At 57.5% G+C, this 17444-nt stretch carries 21 protein-coding genes; 10 read left to right on the top strand and 11 right to left on the bottom strand.

The features are described 5' to 3' along the window. Positions 1-71 precede the first annotated feature (71 nt). From N6L27_RS19190 to N6L27_RS19230, 9 genes are all read left to right on the top strand, one after another. The gene (locus N6L27_RS19190; protein ID WP_271908989.1) at positions 72-596 is read left to right on the top strand and encodes a flagellar basal body-associated FliL family protein; all 525 of its coding nucleotides are present in this window, start codon (positions 72-74) and stop codon (positions 594-596) included. Positions 597-605: 9 nt separating this feature from the next. Then, entirely contained in the window at positions 606-1067 is a 462-nt protein-coding gene (locus N6L27_RS19195) for a hypothetical protein (protein WP_271908990.1), read from the top strand. After that, positions 1067-1672, top strand: coding sequence for a MotE family protein (locus N6L27_RS19200; protein ID WP_271908991.1), 606 nt, complete (start codon positions 1067-1069; stop codon positions 1670-1672). Before N6L27_RS19195 ends, N6L27_RS19200 begins: the two co-directional genes overlap by 1 nt. Before the next feature lie 78 nt (positions 1673-1750). Next, entirely contained in the window at positions 1751-2620 is an 870-nt protein-coding gene (gene motA / locus N6L27_RS19205) for a flagellar motor stator protein MotA (RefSeq protein WP_039184425.1), read from the top strand. Further along, entirely contained in the window at positions 2617-5100 is a 2484-nt protein-coding gene (locus tag N6L27_RS19210) for a hypothetical protein (RefSeq protein WP_271908992.1), read from the top strand. Before motA ends, N6L27_RS19210 begins: the two co-directional genes overlap by 4 nt. Before the next feature lie 497 nt (positions 5101-5597). Next, positions 5598-7631, top strand: a complete 2034-nt coding sequence (flhA, locus tag N6L27_RS19215) for a flagellar biosynthesis protein FlhA (protein ID WP_442915802.1) — start codon at positions 5598-5600, stop codon at positions 7629-7631. Then, a complete protein-coding gene (locus tag N6L27_RS19220; protein ID WP_271908994.1) occupies positions 7628-8407 on the top strand; it encodes a flagellar biosynthetic protein FliR in 780 nt (259 codons plus the stop codon). The genes flhA and N6L27_RS19220 overlap by 4 nt, the downstream gene beginning before the upstream one ends. Continuing rightward, the gene (locus N6L27_RS19225) at positions 8404-9495 is read left to right on the top strand and encodes an EscU/YscU/HrcU family type III secretion system export apparatus switch protein (protein WP_271908995.1); all 1092 of its coding nucleotides are present in this window, start codon (positions 8404-8406) and stop codon (positions 9493-9495) included. The genes N6L27_RS19220 and N6L27_RS19225 overlap by 4 nt, the downstream gene beginning before the upstream one ends. After that, complete coding sequence (locus N6L27_RS19230; RefSeq protein ID WP_271908996.1) at positions 9492-9890, top strand: hypothetical protein; 399 nt, start codon at positions 9492-9494, stop codon at positions 9888-9890. Before N6L27_RS19225 ends, N6L27_RS19230 begins: the two co-directional genes overlap by 4 nt. 76 nt (positions 9891-9966) lie before the next feature. Here the strand turns inward: N6L27_RS19230 and N6L27_RS19235 are convergent, their stop codons facing one another. The 9 genes from N6L27_RS19235 to N6L27_RS19275 are packed head-to-tail and all read right to left on the bottom strand — an operon-like array spanning position 9967 to position 14533. Continuing rightward, positions 9967-10461 (bottom strand): flagellar basal body-associated FliL family protein, encoded by a 495-nt coding sequence (locus N6L27_RS19235; RefSeq protein ID WP_271908998.1) that lies wholly within the window; start codon positions 10459-10461, stop codon positions 9967-9969. 8 nt (positions 10462-10469) lie between these two features. Beyond that, the gene (flgH, locus tag N6L27_RS19240) at positions 10470-11210 is read right to left on the bottom strand and encodes a flagellar basal body L-ring protein FlgH (protein WP_271909000.1); all 741 of its coding nucleotides are present in this window, start codon (positions 11208-11210) and stop codon (positions 10470-10472) included. Further along, entirely contained in the window at positions 11210-11632 is a 423-nt protein-coding gene (flgA, locus tag N6L27_RS19245; RefSeq protein ID WP_271909002.1) for a flagellar basal body P-ring formation chaperone FlgA, read from the bottom strand. Before flgA ends, flgH begins: the two co-directional genes overlap by 1 nt. Then, on the bottom strand, positions 11632-12417 hold the full coding sequence (gene flgG, locus N6L27_RS19250; RefSeq protein ID WP_271909003.1) for a flagellar basal-body rod protein FlgG: 786 nt from the start codon (positions 12415-12417) through the stop codon (positions 11632-11634). Before flgG ends, flgA begins: the two co-directional genes overlap by 1 nt. Before the next feature lie 10 nt (positions 12418-12427). Beyond that, complete coding sequence (locus tag N6L27_RS19255; protein ID WP_271909005.1) at positions 12428-13144, bottom strand: flagellar hook-basal body complex protein; 717 nt, start codon at positions 13142-13144, stop codon at positions 12428-12430. Continuing rightward, complete coding sequence (locus N6L27_RS19260) at positions 13144-13416, bottom strand: flagellar biosynthetic protein FliQ (protein ID WP_260016814.1); 273 nt, start codon at positions 13414-13416, stop codon at positions 13144-13146. The genes N6L27_RS19255 and N6L27_RS19260 overlap by 1 nt, the downstream gene beginning before the upstream one ends. A 3-nt stretch (positions 13417-13419) precedes the next feature. Continuing rightward, the gene (gene fliE, locus N6L27_RS19265) at positions 13420-13716 is read right to left on the bottom strand and encodes a flagellar hook-basal body complex protein FliE (protein WP_271909006.1); all 297 of its coding nucleotides are present in this window, start codon (positions 13714-13716) and stop codon (positions 13420-13422) included. A gap of 22 nt (positions 13717-13738) precedes the next feature. Beyond that, positions 13739-14131 carry a flagellar basal body rod protein FlgC gene (flgC, locus tag N6L27_RS19270; RefSeq protein WP_039184410.1) on the bottom strand — a complete coding sequence of 131 codons (393 nt, stop codon included), beginning with the start codon at positions 14129-14131 and terminating at the stop codon, positions 13739-13741. A 12-nt stretch (positions 14132-14143) separates the two neighbouring features. Further along, the gene (locus N6L27_RS19275; protein WP_271909007.1) at positions 14144-14533 is read right to left on the bottom strand and encodes a FlgB family protein; all 390 of its coding nucleotides are present in this window, start codon (positions 14531-14533) and stop codon (positions 14144-14146) included. An 88-nt stretch (positions 14534-14621) separates the two neighbouring features. Between N6L27_RS19275 and N6L27_RS19280 the strand changes: the two genes are divergently transcribed. Next, positions 14622-15950, top strand: a complete 1329-nt coding sequence (locus N6L27_RS19280; protein WP_271909122.1) for a FliI/YscN family ATPase — start codon at positions 14622-14624, stop codon at positions 15948-15950. A 715-nt stretch (positions 15951-16665) separates the two neighbouring features. On the opposite strand, the gene flbT is transcribed toward N6L27_RS19280, so the two are convergent. Then, the gene (gene flbT / locus N6L27_RS19285; RefSeq protein WP_019295212.1) at positions 16666-17070 is read right to left on the bottom strand and encodes a flagellar biosynthesis repressor FlbT; all 405 of its coding nucleotides are present in this window, start codon (positions 17068-17070) and stop codon (positions 16666-16668) included. A gap of 2 nt (positions 17071-17072) precedes the next feature. Next, positions 17073-17444, bottom strand: coding sequence for a flagellar biosynthesis regulator FlaF (flaF, locus tag N6L27_RS19290; protein WP_271909008.1), 372 nt, complete (start codon positions 17442-17444; stop codon positions 17073-17075).

Genomic DNA, 17444 nt, shown 5'->3' on the forward strand with positions numbered 1-17444 from the left:
CGGATCGGCCTTAACATTCGGTTAGTTCCTCGCAGGTTATGAAGAAGCTGCACGACGTTTTAGGGATAGCCATGACAGACGCTGCAGTAGATATCGAAGCAGAAACCCCGGCCAAGAAAGGCAAAATGCCCCTGATTATTGGGGCAGTGCTGGCGCTGGCAGGGGCAGGCGGCGGATTCTTCGCCGTTCAGTCAGGCCTTCTTCCCTTTGGTCAGAAAGCGGCGCCAGAACCGGCGCACGCGGCCGAAGTGGCGCCAGAAGGCGTGGACACAGGTGAGACGGCGACGGATATCGCCAATCTTGCCTTCATCGAAATGGACCCGATTCTGATTACCCTGCGCAAAGCCAGCGGTTTGAAGCATCTCAGGTTCCGCGCGCAACTAGAGGTCAGCCTGGCGCATCAGGCTGAAGTCGAAAGAGTCCTCCCGCGGGTTGTCGATGTCCTGAACAGCTATCTGAGAGCATTGGAGCTGGAGGATCTGGCAGATCCGATGGCTCTGCCGAAACTGAGAGCGCAGATGCTGCGGCGGATCAATATAGCCACCGGTCAGGGCCGGGTGCGTGATCTGCTGATCATGGATTTCGTACTGAACTAGGAGGACGGGATGGACATTATTGCTGATATCCTGCTTGCGGCCGGAGCGCTGGGCGCCGGCTTCTATTGTCTGGTGCTGTCGCGCCGGCTGAAGCGGTTCAATGACCTGGAAAAAGGTGTTGGCGGGGCGGTGGCCGTTCTGTCTGCCCAGGTGGATGACCTGAACAAATCGCTGCAATCGGCCCAGCAGGTGTCTGATGGGTCCAGTAAGGCGCTGCAGCAGCTGACCGGCCGGGCCGAATCTGTGGCGCAGCGGCTGGAACTGATGATGGCTTCGATGCACGACATACCCGAAGCAGGTTCTGCAGCTCCTGCGCCAGCTGCGCCCGGTGCCGAAGCGGCTGAAGACGAAGCAATGGCTGCCGCCTATGAAGAAGCGGACCCGCAGCCTGCTGCCGAGGCGCAGGATGAACCGAAATCTTCTGGTTTGATGTTCGTGCGCCATAACCGCAGTCAGAATCGGGTGGCGTGATGGCGAAGGGAACTAAAAGATTCCGGCGAAGCGGCACTCTGATGATGCTGGCGCTGCTGCTGATGGGCTCTGCTGTGGTGCGGCTGGGACTTGAGGCCGGGCCAGCAATTGCGCGTGAAGTGGCCAGCCTCAAACAGGCGGGACAAGATGAGGCAGCGCACAACGGTCAGCCGCAGCGTGACGAGATGCCAACATCCGCTGAGTTGCAGACAATGCTGGCTGCCTTTCAGCAACGGGAAGAGGTCTTGGCTGCCCGAGAGGCGGAGATCGAGGACAGGATGAAGGCGCTCGAAATTGCCGACCAGGCGATTGATATGAAACTGGCGGCCTTGGAACAGGCTGAAAAGAACCTGCGCGCAACCCTCGCGCTGGCTGACGGCGCAACTGAAGCGGACGTATCCCGGTTGACGACGGTTTACGAACAGATGAAACCAAAGGAAGCCTCAGCATTGTTCGAGGAAATGGACCCGGCATTTGCTGCGGGATTCCTGGCACGGATGCAGCCAGAGGCCGCCGCCGGTATCATGGCGGGCCTCAGTCCTGAAGCAGCCTATACAATCAGCGTGGTGCTGGCCGGACGCAACGGATCCGTGCCCAAGGAATAACTTAGGCGCGGCGGCTTAGTCTTTCCTTAGGAAGACTCACCTAAACTAATAAAAACCAACGAAATTCGGAGTGGACCTATGATCGGGATTGTAGGCATTGTGGTGATCTTTGCCATGGTGTTCGGCGGATACCTTCTGGCCGGCGGCAAGATGGCGATCATCCTGAAGTCGCTGCCGTTTGAGATGATGATGATCGGCGGGGCTGCGGTCGGCGCTTTCCTCATTGCCAATGACATGGGCGGTGTGAAGCACACGCTCAAGGACATTGGGAAGGTATTCAAAGGGCCTAAATGGAAGCCGGATGATTACCGCGATCTTCTATGCCTGCTGTTTGCATTGATCCGCATCGCCAGGGCCAATCCGGTTGAAGTGGAGCAGCATATCGAGGATCCGGAAAACTCTTCAGTTTTCAACAAGTATCCCAAGATCCTGGGGGACAAGGAAGCGGTGAACTTGATTTGCGATACCATGCGCTCAGCCTCGATGAACTATGATGACCCGCATCAGGTCGAGGAAGTTCTGGAAAAGCGGATGGAAGCTAACCTGCATCACGCGCTGCACTCCAGCCACGCGCTGCAGACCATGGCTGATGGCCTGCCCGCACTGGGGATTGTGGCAGCTGTTCTTGGTGTGATCAAAACCATGGGGTCGATTGACCAGCCGCCGGAAGTTCTGGGCAAGCTGATTGGCGGCGCGCTGGTCGGGACTTTTCTCGGTGTTTTCCTGTCCTACGGCCTGGTTGCGCCCTTTGCGGGTAAGGTGAAGGCAGTGGTCGAAGAGGATTCCCATTTTTATCAGCTGATCCGTGAGGTGCTGGTTGCCAACCTCCACAATCATGCCGCGGCCATCTGTATCGAGGTCGGCCGCCAGAACACTCCCTCGCATTTCCGTCCAGGCTTTTCGGAACTTGAAGAAGCCCTGAAGTCGGTGAAACAGGACGCAGCATGATCTGGCGGGTACTTGCCACCACAGCTATTTTGATGACGTCTGCTGCTGTCCACGCGCAGACGATCGTGACCCGCTCAGGCGAGCACAAGGGGTTCACGCGCCTTGTGATGCGGCTGCCAAACGGGGCTGATTGGTCGCTGACCCAAAGCGGGATGACAGCAACGGTGAACATCGCTGCGCCGGAAGCAGTTTTCGATACGTCGCGCGTCTTCAATCTGATTCCCAGGACGCGGCTGCAATCATTGGCGCAAAACGGTCCGGGCCAGCCACTGCGGCTGCAGTTGGGGTGTGATTGCACAGTTGCATCTTACGTCCAGGAAGACGGATACCTCGTGATTGATATACGGGACGGCGGCAAGCCCGCGACGAAACCGCAATTCAGTACGGCGGCAGCAGTTCTGCCACTTACCACGCCAGTGCCAAAAACGGGTTACCGTTTCGATTTTTCCCAATCCGCTGCAGCAGATGCACGTCTTGCGCTTGAGCTTGCAACGGTGGTTGCCGGACAACAAGAACGCCGCCAGGCAGCGGAATTGCGCGAGAAAACAGAGATGGCATCTGCAGATTCAGCAGCGGGTCCTGCATTGGCAGAGAGGGCTGTTCCTAACCTGACAACCGTGGAGCTGCCGCTGCACAGCAGTCAAGCCGGGGCAGAGAAAGAAGACCCTGCAACCGAGGTCGCGTCTAAGGCTGAACCAGCCAGAATCCCCGAGACAGGCTTGCTGCTTGATATGGATGAGTCTGAGCGTGCAGCTGCGGTTGGCGAATCCGAACGCCGCCTACTCCAGCAAATAGGCCGTGCTGCCAACCAAGGTCTTTTGAATGTCACGCTAGATGGTGTTCCGCCTGCGGAAACATCAGCGGGTTTGGATCCGCTTGGTGGGACTGGCAGGCCGCTTGACCCGCTTGACCACATTTCCGTTACTTCGGCAATTGACCGGGAAACTGGGCTGGTAGCCGCCTTGATGGATGACAACGGCAAAGACTCGCATTGCTTGAAGGACCGGGACGTCGCCATTCAGGACTGGGGAGATGAAAGCCCGTTTTCAGACCAAGTGGCCTTGCTGCGCAGCAGTTTGGTGCTGGAATTTGATGATGTGAACCCTACAACAGTTCAAGCGCTGGCGCGGCTTTATTTGTATTTCAGCTTTGGGGCTGAGGCCCGTTCAGTCATGACTTTTCTGCCACCTGAACAGCAGGAAAGCCAGGAAGCGGTTTTGCTGAGTGCATTGGCGATGCTGATGGATGGCACGCCCTTACCCGTCAATCACGCGCTGTCCGGGCAGCAGCGCTGTGAAGGCGACAGTGCATTGTGGGGGGCATTGGCTGATGGTGTTGTGAAGCGCAGCGCAAGTACTGATGCCATTCAGCAAGCGTTTTCCAAGCTGCCGGTGCACTTGAGAGTGCATCTTGGTCCTAGGGTCAGTAAAATGTTTGCGGAAGCTGGCAATCATCACGTTGCCGAGGCCGTGCTGCGGTCAGTTGATCGGACTGGAGTTGAGGAAGTTCCTGAGATTAACCTGGCTGAAGCAGCAATTGCTGAGCTGGAAGGTGATACCGAAACAATGGCCGAAGAGCTGACCAGCGAGGTCGCCGAGCGGACCGGCAACGCGCCTGCAGCGCTGATTGACCTTGTTGCACTCAGTGTCAAGGAACGTAAGGCTTTGTCTCCGGATGTGCCGGATCTGATTGCTTCCTACGAACTGGAAAATCGCGAAACTGCACTGGGTGCGGAATTGCGTCACGCTCTGGTCGCGTCATTGGCACTGATGGGACAATTCCACGAAGCATTCGAAGAATTGAAGAGTGTATCAGACAGGGACGGGCCGGTTGCGCGGGCCGAAGCGCTGGAGCCGCTGATGCTGCTTCTGACAGAGCGTGCCGATGACGTAACATTCCTTCAGTACTCCCTAGTGTTTTCCAAACAGGCAACGCCGGCTGAGGCGGCGCCGGTGGCAGCGCAGGTGGCGCGCAGGCTGCTGAATCTCGGTTTTGCAGCCCAGGCCCATGAACTGCTGACCAAACTCGCGTTGGAAACGGATGACGAAACCCGGCGGCTGCTGATGGCTGAAGCTGCATTGGATCTTGATAAGCCGCACCGGGCCCTTGTTGAGCTGATGGGTCTTGACGGGGCCGAAGCCAACCGGATGCGCGCAGAGGCTCTTTGGCGGAACGGAGAATATGGACGGGCAGGGGAATATCTTCTGGCTGAAGATGAGGCGGATGCTGCCGCCCGCGGTTTCTGGCATTCAGAGAACTTGGGTGCAGCCGAAGCAATCGGGACAGACGCTGCAGAATCTTTCGGACCCGTTGCTTCGGTAACCTCGCAGATCGGCGATAGAGCACAAGATCCTGTAGGGCTGGCGCCGCTGGCCCATGCCCGGGCGCTGGTTGAAAGCAGCGAAGGAACACGAGGCGGTATTGCTGACCTTCTGAGCCAAATCGGTACCGGTCACGCGCAAACTGCTGTTGATCAGTAAACCACACACAGCACCGAAGCTTCACCGGCTGCCTCTTCGATGAGGCAGCCGGTGCTGATAACACTTTGTCAACCGCCTGCCGGTAACGTCACAAACGGGTGAATCCTGAATTGGAACGGGCAGAATGCCGGACAACTATATATTCCTTGGCCCGCAGGGGCTGTTTCAGCGCGCAGCGGCCGCAGGCTGCAGAGCCAGAGCAAGCACGCGCGTGCAATTCAAAAAACTTTTCACATCAATCTTGTCTCTCCGCTGGTTGGCCAGCCGGAGGGAGACTGGTTCCCGAATGACGCGGACAGAACCCGGGCTGGTTCTTATTCTGCTGCAGGTACCAAATGGAAAATACCGATCTGTTTTTTCCCTGGCGTGGGTGCTCACAGGGCTGCATGGCCGGCATTGCCATTCGATCGGAAACCACAACGCGCGAGGCGTGAACTGTGCCTAAGCTAACGACAGAGCAACTTTTCAGTCCGACAGTACTCCTGGCTCTGGCCCTGATGGCGATCATCGTGATGATGATCCTGCCGATGCCGGCCTGGGTTCTGGATGTCGGCCTAGCAGCCTCTTTTGCGCTGGCCATCCTGATCTTTACAATCACGCTTTTCATCGAACGGCCGTTGGATTTTTCCTCCTTTCCAACAATTCTTCTGGCGTCGCTGATGCTGCGATTGTCGCTGAATGTGTCCTCGACCAAACTGATCATCGGGCAGGGTCATACTGGCACTGACGCGGCGGGAGGGGTGATCGAAGGTTTTGCCCAGTTCGTTATGGGCGGCAGTGTTTTCCTGGGCCTTGTTGTGTTCGGTGTACTCTTGATCGTCAACTTCATGGTGATCACAAAGGGTGCTGCACGCATGGCCGAAGTTGGCGCCCGCTTTGCCCTGGACGGGATGCCGGGTAAGCAGCTGGCAATTGACGCTGACATGTCAGCAGGTGCCATTGACCACCAGACCGCCAAGGAACGCCGGGAGCGCGATCAGCAGGAAACCACATTCTTCGGTTCACTGGACGGTGCCTCGAAGTTCGTCAAGGGTGACGCGGTTGCTGGCCTGCTGATTACGCTGCTGAACCTGGTGATGGGTCTCATCATGGGCGTCCTTGTCCATGGTATGCCGGTCGGCAGCGCTTTCGAGACCTATGCCATTCTGACCGTAGGTGACGGTTTGGTATCGCAGATCCCATCGGTGATCATTTCAATTGCGGCAGCACTGCTGCTGGCCCGCGGCGGCACTACCGGTTCAACCGATATTGCCCTGTTCGACCAGTTCGGCCGTCATCCGGCTGCGCTGATCACAGTTGCGGTTCTGATGGTGCTATTTGCGTTGGTTCCGGGTCTGCCGTTTCTGCCCTTCGTAACCGGCGGTGGTGCATTGGGCTTCGTTGCTTTCCGGATGGCCAGGAAAAAAAGGGATGATGCAGAAGCGGAGATAGAGGAAAAAATTGAAGAAGCCTCGGATCCCTCGGCATCCCGGCCGCTGGGTGATATTCTGGATCTGGATGATCTGCATCTGGAGTTCTCGCCGGACCTGGTCAGTATGGTTCTGGATGCAGGCACAGGCCTGGATGCGCGGATTGCCAATATGCGGTCTCATATCGCGACCACATTCGGCCTGATCTTGCCCGAAATCCGCCTGACAGATCAGCATGAGCTGGAGCGGGGTACTTACGTGATCAAGGTGCAAGGGGTCGAGCAAGTGCGCGGCACATTGCATCCGGACATGGTTCTGGCACTGATGCCGGACAATCATGATGCCCTGCCGCCCGGAACGGATGTCACGGAACCGGTTTACGGGGCTCCAGCCCGCTGGATCTCTGCTAAAACGCAGGAACAGGCCGCGCTGGCCGGCGCAACGGTTGTCACGCCGCCGGAAATTCTTGCAACTCATCTTCTAGAAATCATAAAGCAGAATTTCTCCCGCCTGTTGACGCTTAAATCGCTGCGCCGTCTGCTGGATGAGATGACACAGCTCTCCGACGGTTTCCGGGCTGAAGCAAACCGCAAGCTGCTGGATGCGCTTGTGCCGGACAAGGTGCCGATGGATACCCTGCACGCGGTGTTGCGGCTGCTCTTGGAAGAGCGGGTTTCGATCCGCAACATGCCGTTGATACTTGAATCCATTGCCGAAGCACGGATGCACACCACCCAGCCGGAGCTGATTTGCGAACATGTGCGCCAGCGCCTCGGATTCCAGCTGGTCGCTGAAATGAAGCGAGAAGACGGCACCATTCCGCTCATCCAGCTGGCACCGGAGTGGGAAGATAAGTTCTCGACCTACCAAGTTGATTCTCAGGGCGCCGGGCTGGATATCGCGTTGCCGCCCGACTTGTTCAACAGGCTTGCAGACGGGCTGAGCGACAAGCTGGGGACGATTACCGATCAAGGGGTTTTTGCCGCAGTGGTGACGTCTACCCGCCGCCGCCGGTATTTGAAAACGATCCTGAAATCGCGCGGGATCACAAATCCGGTCCTGTCCTTCGAGGAAATCGGACTCGAAGCGCGGCCCGCTCTGGTCGGGATGGTACAAGCATGAATCTGAATTTCCTGCCGCCGGAGCTGGTGCTGCTTCTGGGGGCAGGATTCTGGCATGCGGCAATCGTTTTCCTGCGGGTGTCGGCTATGGTTTCAGTGCTGCCCGCAATGGGGGAGCTTTATGTTCCCGCCCGCGTCAAACTGGCGATCGCTGTTGCATTTACCTTTGTGGTTGCGCCCGCACTGCCGCCCTTTCCTGAACCGGACGGGGTTATGGGCTATGCGCGGTTCGCGGTGACCGAAGCCATTATCGGCTTGGCAATTGGCGTAGGCGCGCGAATGTTTGTTCTGGCGCTTCAGACGGCCGGCACGATGGCTGCCCAAAGCACCTCTCTGTCTCAGGTACTAGGCGGTATCGGTGCCGAACCTATGCCTGCCCTTGGGGCTGTGCTGATGATTTCCGGTGTGACCCTCGCAGTCATGATGGGGCTTCATGTCCGCATTGCGGAACTGCTGATCGGATCCTATCAGATGTTTCCCGCCGGTCAGTTCCCTGCCGCGGCCGGATTGACAGAATGGGGCGTGTTCCGCGTATCGGAGAGCTTCTCCATGGCTTTCACGCTTGCAGCCCCCTTTGTGATTACCGCCGTTATCTACAACCTGGCGCTTGGTGTCATTAACCGGGCGATGCCGCAGCTGATGGTGGCGATGGTCGGCGCACCGGTCATCACCTTCTTCGGGTTATTCATCCTGATGGTTGGCAGTCCGATGATTTTAGATGTCTGGTCCCGCGCCCTGATGACTTTTCTTTCCAACCCCGGAGTCGGAATGCCATGAGCGGTGAAGACGACGACTCTGATAAGTCATTTGAGCCGACGGAACAAAAACTCCGAAAGGCTCGCGAGAAGGGCGAAGTTGCAAAGTCCACCGACCTGTCCGTGGCAGCTGCATATCTTGGACTGATTGTTGCCTTCTACGCGACGGGAAGTGCCAGCGTGGAGGGAATGGGAACCGCGCTGATGGCTTTTCTGGATCAGCCGGACCGGCTGGCACCACTGTTTTTTGACGGCGGTTCCGCAACTGCACCCACAGGAGGCTTTGCAGGCAGTCTGTTAAGGCCAATTTTACCGTGGTTCATGGTGCCGTTTGCGTTGGTTCTGCTGTCAATCATCGGCCAGCGGGCCATGGTCTTTGCGCCCAGCAAACTGGAACCGAAACTGTCGCGTCTGTCGATCATATCCAATGCCAAAAACAAGTTTGGCAGGTCAGGCCTCTTCGAATTCCTTAAAAGCTTCCTGAAGCTGGTGCTCTATTCCGTTTGCCTGGGTGTTTATTTGAGCCATCGGCTCCCGGATATGATTTCGTCCTCCGGCACCGGGCCGCAATCGGTCGTGCTGATGCTGTCGCAGCTCGCGCTCGAGTTTCTGTTCTTGGCTCTTGTCATATCATTGGCGATCGGGGTCGTTGACGCGGTGTTTCAGCATGCTGAACACCGCCGTAAAAACATGATGTCGCGCAAGGAAATCCAGGACGAGATGAAGGACGCCGAGGGTGACCCGCATGTGAAGGGCAAAAGACGCCAGCGCGGCCAGGAGATCGCGATGGGCCAGATGCTGGCCGAGGTGCCGAATGCCGACGTGGTAATCGTCAACCCGACCCACTATGCGGTTGCATTGAAATGGAGCCGCGAAAAGGGAGCCTCGCCGGTTTGCGTTGCCAAGGGGGTTGATGAAGTGGCTGCAGCGATCCGGCGTGTGGCCAATGAAAATGCGGTGCCGATACACAGTGACCCGCCCACGGCCCGGGCTTTGCATGCTGCAGTCGAAATCGGCGATGAGATTCTGGAAGAACATTATGCGCCAGTGGCGGCGGCAATCCGCTTTGCCGAGGAAATGCGAAAGCGCGCCAAGGGGAAAATAACATGAAGCAGAAGATGCTCGACCAGATGGCAGCTGTAACCGCTGCGCAGTACATGCAGGAGCACGCAAAAGTCCAGCCTGCGCTGGCGCGGGAAGCGGAGCTGCGCGGACAGCTGGCCAAACTCAATGAGCAAGTGCAGGCCGCGCGGGAACAGGCAAGCAGCGATCACGCGATGAAAGCTTTGGGTGCAGATCTTATGTGGGAGGGCTGGCACTCCCGCACCCGGCGCCAATTGAACATGGATCTGGCCAAGGCGACGGCTCAGAAGCTGAGGATGATGGATCAATTGCGCACGGCATTTGGCCGCAAGCACGCCGTGGAAACCATGGCTGCAACCGAGCGCAAGCGCCAGAAGGCTGCGCAGGCGAAAGCGTTTATGGACAGGCTGCTGGACAGCTGAGATCTTTGGGTACATTTCAAAAAGAAAAATGGCCGGTCCTGCGGGACCGGCCATTTTTTCGTGCGGTACAGGCTGGTCAGACGTCCTGACGGGAGATTTCCATGATCAGGACGTCATAAATCCCCTTGCCGACATGTTTTTGCGCGGCCTCACGCAGGGCGGTTCGCAGCGGCTCCAGAACGTCAGAGCGAGTGAATGCTCCGCGGAACCCGCCCATGTTTGCATGGTCGAACAGAACTTGCAGAAAGACATCCCGCAGCTTGGGTTCATAGGTCCGTATCTTTTCACTTGTGCCTTTGGCCGTTTCCAGGCTGAGCGAGATCACCACAAGGGAGGTCAATTGGTCGCGATCGACAACTGGCACAACAAATTGGTTGTTGATTTTGACGTATTCGCGCAGATCCTCTTCGCCTTCTTCGGAGTGATCCTTTTCAGCGGCGGGTTCAGGCGCTGCTTCAGCGCCGGCCGCAGTGTGATTTTCCTCAGGTGCCGGAGCCAGCATAATACCGGCGCCGATGCCGCCTGCGGTTCCTATGATCAGCAAAATAATTGGCAGAAGTTTGGACAGCATGGCAACCCTCAGAACGGCAGGACAACGTCAAGCAACTGCTGGCCGTAGCGAGGCTGCTGCACATCGGTGATTTGGCCGCGGCCGCCATAGGAGACCCGGGCAGAGGCGATCTTGTCGTACGTGATTTCGTTTTGGCGGCTAATGTCCTGAGGCCGGACATACCCGGTGACCAGAAGCTCTCTCAGTTCGAAATTCACCCGCAATTCCTGTGTGCCGCTGATCGCCAGAACACCATTGGGAAGCACGTCGACAACAGTTGCCGCGACCCGCAATTCCAGCTTTTCGCTGCGCTTTACGGACCCCTTTCCGCCCGAAGAGCTGGAGCTGCCAAGTTCAACTGCGTCGGCGGATGATGCGCCGTCCGGAAGTTTCTCGTCCAGGCGTTGCGGCAGGCCAAGCAGGTGCGGCATGTTCAGGCTCTCGGAACCTGAACGCGACCGTTTGGTGTCGTTGGAAATCTCCGCTTCTTCGTCGATTTCGATCACCACAGTCAGGATGTCACCGCGCTTGATGGCGCGGCGGTCTCCAAGCAATGACTGCTGAGAGCCGCTCCACAGCGAAGCGCCGTCAACAGTGCGCCGGGTCTGGGTTTGCGCAGGCAGGCCCTGGTAAAGCATTGCGACATGCTCCGGCGATTCATTTGCCGGGGTGAAGGAGGGGGCCTTACCCAAATGATCCATCCGGCCGCAAGCTCCCAGCAGGGCGAGGCCGAAAAGCAGTGGTTTCACGGGAGAGAGTTTCTTGGACATCAGTTTACCTCAACAGAGCCGTTCGGGATGATCCGGCCGGTGACGGTGGTGCGGGAAGAAAGATTCATGACACGGACAGCTTCGCCTGCAGCACCGCGGCCAAGCGCCCGGCCTTCTGCGGCGATGGAAAGCCCGCCCTGGCGAAAGATCAGGGTCACGAGGTCGTTGCGTTCAACAATAGCAGGCGGGCCAATATCACCTGCCCGAAGGGGTCTGCCCGCATAAAGAGCGACGCGGGCTTCCAAACCGACAACTTCCGCAGGGTCCGAAAGCGCGCCAAGGATTTCACCCTTTTTCAGGGCCAGATCTTCGGCGTTTAAAATTGCTTTGGCGCGGATCGTGCGTGTCGGAACCAGATAATCGGCCCAGACCGGAGGGGCACATAGGGTGGCGGCAGTCAGGCAGGCAAGGACAAGTTTCATTAGCGCACCTGTGTGGTTGCGCCCATCATCTGGTCGACAGCGGAGATGACTTTGGCGTTCATTTCGTAGCCGCGCTGGGCTTCGATCAGCTCAGTGACCTCGCGTACTGCATCAACCGAACTGGCTTCAAGATACCCCTGGCGGAAGGTGCCTAGCCCGTCTTCGCCAGCGGTGGACAAATTGGAAGTGCCAGAAGCTTCGGTTTCGGTGAAAAGGTTGCTGCCGATCGCTTCGAGCCCCTTGGGGTTGGTAAAGCTTGCAAGCGAAAGCTGGCCCAGAAGCTGGCCTTCGGTGGTTTCATTGAAATAACCGTAGACTTCACCTTCGGCATTGATCGAGATGCTGGTGGCATCGTCAGGGATCGTGATTTCAGGAGAAACTGCAAACCCGTCGGAAGTTACAATCAATCCCTCAGCCGTGCGCTTCAAGGCGCCATCCCGGGTATAGGCGTTCTGGCCAGATGGCAGGGTCACTTCCAAATAGCCTTTGCCGTCGATGGCAACATCCAGATCGTTGTTGGTCTGCTGCAGAGCACCTTGTGCCAAATGCACTGACACCGCCGCTGCGCGCACGCCGAGACCCACCTGAACGCCAGTTGGAAGCACTGTGCCGTCGGAGGCATTTACCGTGCCAGCCCGCGAGATCTGCTGATAGTGCAGGTCGGCGAACTCTGCGCGCCGCGCATTGTAGGCTGTCGTGTTCATGTTTGCGAGGTTGTTGGAGATTGTCTCCACCCGCAGCTGCTGGGCGCTCATGCCGGTCGCGGCGATTTTCAAGGCACGCATCTGGGTTCTCCTAGGTCTTGATCAAGTTCTTGATGGCATTGCGGATGCGCTCATCTTCCGATTCCAGGAAGCTTTGGCCCATCTCATAGGCGCGCTGTACTTCGATCATCCGGGTCACCTCGGAAATCGCGTTCACGTTGGAACCTTCCAGGAAGCCTTGCAGGACACTCGCGTCGAGCGTTTCCTCAATTTCACCTTCGACGCGGAACATCACCCCGTCTTCGCGTACCAGCGTGTGATTCTCCACTGGTTTGAACAACCCTAGCTGTCCCAGCAGGCGCCCATTAGCACTGATCGATCCGTCAGCGCCCACTTCGATCTTCCCGGCATCTGGCGGTACGAACACGGGTGCCCGGCCTGCGTCCAGAACCCGGTAACCATCCATGGTTACGAGATCGCCGGCAGAGTTCGGGGAGAAGGCGCCGGACCGTGTCAAGCGCTCACCCTGAGGTGTTTCGACCATGAAGAATCCGTCACCTTCAACCGCGAAATCAAAAGTGCCGCCGGTTTTGGTAAGCTGACCCTGCTCCATTGAGGTGTTGAAGATGTTCGCGCGCGACATCGACAGCGACTCCTGGCCCGGAGCGGTCTGGACAAATTCTGAGAAAATCAGCCCCTCCTGGCGGTAGCCAGTGGTGGCGGAGTTCGCGATGTTATTCGCGATGACACGCATTTCGCGCATCAGTCCCGATTGGCGGGAAAGTGTGGCGTAACCTGCGGCTTCCATCAAAAACCTCCGGCAATCATCGGAACAATGTGGCCATCGAAGAACGCCACAAGAGTTTGTGTCATGAAACCCATGGTCATCCAGAACACGACAATGATGGCTGTCAGCTTGGGCACAAAGGTCAGCGTCATTTCCTGCACGGAGGTCAGAGCTTGGAATAGGCCGATGGACAGGCCGACGGTCAGGGCGACAACCAGAATCGGTGTCGACATGGTGACGGCAGCCCACATGGCCTGGCGCAGGGTGTCATAGAAGAGGCTTTCGCTCATCATGGCTCAGACCGGCATTCTCAGGATTTCCTGGTAGGCCTCGACCACCTTGTTGCGCACGGTGACGGCGGTTTCAACCGCCAGTTCAGTCTGCGCAAGTGCCTGCACGAGGGCGTGCGGATCTGCCTGAGAAGTCATAGCCTGCACGGAAACCTGCTCGCTGCTCTGCAAGGTCGTTGCAAAGCTTTCGAAACTTTCCCTGAGACGGGCGCCAGCACTGGCGGCCTCATGGTTCGGATCGGCCTTGGTGGCAGGGCGGGCGGCGGCGTAGCCGCTGGCGGCGGAAAAACTGCGAATATCCATTCTGGATCTCCAAAAATTTCGGTTATCGTCTCAAAAGGTCCATAAGCGATGCTGACATCGAGCGGGTTTGCTCGAACATCTTCAGATTGGCCTCGTAGCTGCGCTGGGCTTCCCGGGCATCGGCGATCTCGATCATCAGATCGACGTTCGAGCTCTTGTAGTGCCCGCTTTCGTCTGCCAGCGGATGCGAGGGATCATACACCTCCTCGAGGTCGCGCCGGTCCAGGGTCACTCGGCCTGTGCGAACGTGCTCCACATCGGTTTGAAGCTCACGAACAGCTTCAAACGGAACGGTTTTACGTCGGTAGCCCGGTGTGTCAGCGTTGGAGATATTTTCGGATACATGCCGCAGCCGCGAGGCCTGAGCCTTGAGGCCGCTGGCAGTGACGGAGAGAGCTCTGGAAAATTCACTCATCGGTCATTCCCCTCAAGCCTTGCCCAAGCTGGCGCGCAGAATGTTCATGGAGGATTTGTAGATCGCCATGGCGCGCTTGTGCTGACGCGCAGTTTCAACCCCTTTCAGCAATTCAGTTTCGACTGATACTGAATTGTCATTGGGGTCACTGCCTGCATCGGATGAGGTGACAGCCCAATCCAGATTGCTGCCTGCGGTGCCATTCAAATGGCTGCCGCGGGATGCGATCATACTGGCCGGGCGGGCGCCTGCGGCAAAAACTTCTTTGAAAGGTTTGATATCCTTGGCGTGGTAACCCGGGGTATCGGCATTGGCGATATTCTGGGAAACCAATGCCTGGCGTTTGCCGGCGTGGGTCGCCATGGAATAGGCAATTTTGAATACGTTCAATTCTGTGAACACCAGGGCTTCTCCCTTGATCGATTTCAATCAAGGCTTAACCCCGATTCCTTTAGAAATTGTTTTCAGGACATCAAGGGAGGCCGCTGCGATGAAAGCAGAGCTGCAAGCACTAACCCGTCAAATTGCCGGCAAGCGCCTGGCAACCCAGGTCGGGCGGGTGACAGGGATTTCGGGTGGTGAAATCGAAATCACAGGGCTCGCAACTGTGGCTCGAATTGGTGACCGGCTGGTGTTGCGCCGCGATCCTCAGGATTCCTTGCATGGCGAAGTTCTGAAAATTAGTGGTAGCAAAATCAGTATGTTGCCTGATCGTGCGCCGGATGGCGCGGCCATCGGTGATCCGGTTTTGCTGCATCCATCACCCGAGTTTTCTCCCAGTGACCATTGGATTGGCCGGGTTATTGACCCCTTTGGAGAGCCGTTGGATGGACGCCCAATGCTGCCAGGTTGCACGCCCCGCGACCTGATGGCATCTCCACCCAAGGCCGCAGGCCGGCGCTCAATGGGGGAGCGCTTGGCCACGGGTCAGGCGGTGCTCAACACGATTCTCCCGATCGTGCAGGGGCAGCGCGTGGGCCTTTTTGCAGGTTCAGGCGTCGGCAAATCCTCACTGCTGGCCAAACTGGCTCAGAGCATGGAGGCAGATGTTGTCGTCATGGCACTGATCGGCGAGCGAGGGCGCGAGGTGAATCACTTCGTTGAACAGGTGCTGGGACCAGATGGAATGCGCCGGGCCGTTGTGGTGGCAGCAACATCCGATCAGTCTGCTTTGGTGCGCCGCCGTTGCGCCTGGGCCGCCATGACCGTGGCGGAGCATTTCCGGGACCAAGGAAAAAACGTCCTGTTTCTGGCCGACTCGGTCACCCGTTTTGCAGAAGCGCACCGGGAAATTTCCGCGGCTTCGGGCGAAGCGCCAGCGTTGCGCGGATACCCGCCCTCGGTGACGCCGCTGATTACCGGACTTTGCGAACGTGCCGGACCGGGCAGGGATGGTCAGGGTGATATCACTGCCGTGTTCAGTGTCCTTGTGGCTGGTTCCGACATGGATGAGCCGATTGCCGATATCCTGCGGGGTGTTCTGGATGGACATATCGTCTTGAACCGGGAAATAGCCGAGCGCGGCAGGTTTCCGGCGATCGATGTTTCGCGCTCGGTCTCGCGCAGTTTACCCGCGGCGGCTTCTGCAGACGAGAATGCCGTCATTCAAGATGTGCGAAAGTTCCTAGGGGCATACGAGCAGTCGGAAGTCATGATACGTGCTGGCCTATATGCCGAGGGCAATGATGCTGTGCTGGACCAAGCAGTTAAACTGTGGCCAGAGCTGGATGCTTTCTTTGGCCGCGAGGACCCAGAGGGTATCACCAGCAGCTTCAACCGGTTAATGCTTCTGTTACGCCGTGCCAAAGCCGGGCGCTGACAGATGACCTTGTCAGACACTAATGACCTGAATCCAGCCTTGCGCTCATTCCCTTCGCGTGAAGCCTGTTAAGTCAACTGTCTGTTCACCTTTGACAAGCTGGGTTTGAGCTAACGCCGGAGTGCGCTTGGAACTGCTAAGGACGCTTGGAGACCTGGAGACGACAATTGCTGTCGCTTTCTTCGAACGCCTTCACCCGTTGCGGCGCTTACAGACGTGCGGAGACGGCGGGAACGCCTCAAGCCAAGGAAGCGTATTGCAAATGCAGCTCTGCCAGCTGTTGCTGTTTTCCGGAGTTGCGGCAGGCGTTGTCTCACCTGACTTTGCAAAACTGTATTTATCTGGCCTGAAAATTTGCGATGCGTCGCCGGGAAGAAGCACAGCGGCTGGTTGAATTGGATGGCAGCGAATTCGTAGCCTCAAGTTTCACGTGAATTGTGCGAATAAGAAAGCTGCCGACTAGATTCGGACGCACTGTGCGGCTGGCCAATGCAGCCTTTCTCTTGCGGGAAGGCTGCCGGGCTAAAATCGCAGGTCGCAGGCTAGCGTATCGCTGCATGTTACTCAAATTTGCTCAGTGCCGGTGTGACATTAGGTGCCTAAGCAGCGAGTATTCGCGGCGCGCTCTGCGTAGAAAGAAAATAAACAGCGTCAAAATGAGACACGTTAGGGGAGTTTTGCCCGCCCTGGCATCGGTTGCCCGGGCGGGCGATTTTTATGACGGCCGGACTGCAAACAGCCGGTCTTCGCGAGGCAGCAATGTGCGCAAAGCTTTCAGGCAGCGGTAATGATTGTTGCTGATCAGAGCGTCGGTAGCCTCCGCGATGGATGAGCGGCTGTCTGGATCAGTAAAAACCTGACTCAGCTCCTCGATCCGGCGCAGCATCGGCAAGCGCTCTTCTTCGGGGTCGGCATCACCTGACAGTATCAGCTGTGCCGCATAGCACACCCGGCGCACTGGAGTATTGGCCTCTTCGGGATGTATTGCGTCGCGCAGACGCAGGATGTTGGCGTCCGGAGTGACAATCGACAGGCGGCTGCGGCGGTCGCCATTTTCAATCACTGCGCCATTCACAAGGACACGCTCCTTGGGGGCTAGTTTCAGGACAAGTCCGCTCATTTTCAGGATGCTCCGCTGCGGAGGCCACGCATTATGGCCGTATTGATTTCCACCAGCGGCCGGACATCGGCCTTGCGCTGAAGCACTTTGGTGGTGTGTTGTCTCGTGAATTCCGCCAGTTCGAACAAGTTCTGCTTGAGATCATCCGGAAGGGGATTGCCTTTCGAAGCGATGTCTACAGTGAAAATGGACCAGAGTTTCCGGTTATCATTCAAAGCCGCCGCAAGTTCACTGAACCCGTCGCGGCCCTTTTGGGTTGCTGTGATCAGCCTGCGGGTAATGCGGGCAATCACTTCATACTCGAAATTCTTTGCTGTCCGGGTCGGGGTCTTTGCCGCCGAGTAGGCACTCTTCGCCTTCAGAAGGGCATTCAC

Origin of the sequence: Leisingera sp. SS27, assembly GCF_028368855.1 — a bacterium.
Classification (GTDB): Bacteria; Pseudomonadota; Alphaproteobacteria; order Rhodobacterales; family Rhodobacteraceae; genus Leisingera.

Excerpts from the sequence above, each read along its gene's own strand:
- N6L27_RS19255 (WP_271909005.1), bottom strand. The coding sequence starts at position 13,144 with ATGGAAGCCGCAGGTTACGCCACACTTTCCCGCCAATCGGGACTGATG.
- N6L27_RS19220 (WP_271908994.1), top strand. The coding sequence starts at position 7,628 with ATGAATCTGAATTTCCTGCCGCCGGAGCTGGTGCTGCTTCTGGGGGCA.
- N6L27_RS19260 (WP_260016814.1), bottom strand. The coding sequence starts at position 13,416 with ATGATGAGCGAAAGCCTCTTCTATGACACCCTGCGCCAGGCCATGTGG.
- N6L27_RS19195 (WP_271908990.1), top strand. The coding sequence starts at position 606 with ATGGACATTATTGCTGATATCCTGCTTGCGGCCGGAGCGCTGGGCGCC.
- motA (WP_039184425.1), top strand. The coding sequence starts at position 1,751 with ATGATCGGGATTGTAGGCATTGTGGTGATCTTTGCCATGGTGTTCGGC.
- N6L27_RS19235 (WP_271908998.1), bottom strand. The coding sequence starts at position 10,461 with ATGCTGTCCAAACTTCTGCCAATTATTTTGCTGATCATAGGAACCGCA.
- flgH (WP_271909000.1), bottom strand. The coding sequence starts at position 11,210 with ATGTCCAAGAAACTCTCTCCCGTGAAACCACTGCTTTTCGGCCTCGCC.
- flbT (WP_019295212.1), bottom strand. The coding sequence starts at position 17,070 with ATGAGCGGACTTGTCCTGAAACTAGCCCCCAAGGAGCGTGTCCTTGTG.
- flgA (WP_271909002.1), bottom strand. The coding sequence starts at position 11,632 with ATGAAACTTGTCCTTGCCTGCCTGACTGCCGCCACCCTATGTGCCCCT.
- N6L27_RS19230 (WP_271908996.1), top strand. The coding sequence starts at position 9,492 with ATGAAGCAGAAGATGCTCGACCAGATGGCAGCTGTAACCGCTGCGCAG.
- fliE (WP_271909006.1), bottom strand. The coding sequence starts at position 13,716 with ATGGATATTCGCAGTTTTTCCGCCGCCAGCGGCTACGCCGCCGCCCGC.
- flgC (WP_039184410.1), bottom strand. The coding sequence starts at position 14,131 with ATGAGTGAATTTTCCAGAGCTCTCTCCGTCACTGCCAGCGGCCTCAAG.
- N6L27_RS19225 (WP_271908995.1), top strand. The coding sequence starts at position 8,404 with ATGAGCGGTGAAGACGACGACTCTGATAAGTCATTTGAGCCGACGGAA.
- flhA (WP_442915802.1), top strand. The coding sequence starts at position 5,598 with ATGGCGATCATCGTGATGATGATCCTGCCGATGCCGGCCTGGGTTCTG.
- N6L27_RS19190 (WP_271908989.1), top strand. The coding sequence starts at position 72 with ATGACAGACGCTGCAGTAGATATCGAAGCAGAAACCCCGGCCAAGAAA.
- flgG (WP_271909003.1), bottom strand. The coding sequence starts at position 12,417 with ATGCGTGCCTTGAAAATCGCCGCGACCGGCATGAGCGCCCAGCAGCTG.
- N6L27_RS19280 (WP_271909122.1), top strand. The coding sequence starts at position 14,622 with ATGAAAGCAGAGCTGCAAGCACTAACCCGTCAAATTGCCGGCAAGCGC.
- N6L27_RS19210 (WP_271908992.1), top strand. The coding sequence starts at position 2,617 with ATGATCTGGCGGGTACTTGCCACCACAGCTATTTTGATGACGTCTGCT.
- N6L27_RS19200 (WP_271908991.1), top strand. The coding sequence starts at position 1,067 with ATGGCGAAGGGAACTAAAAGATTCCGGCGAAGCGGCACTCTGATGATG.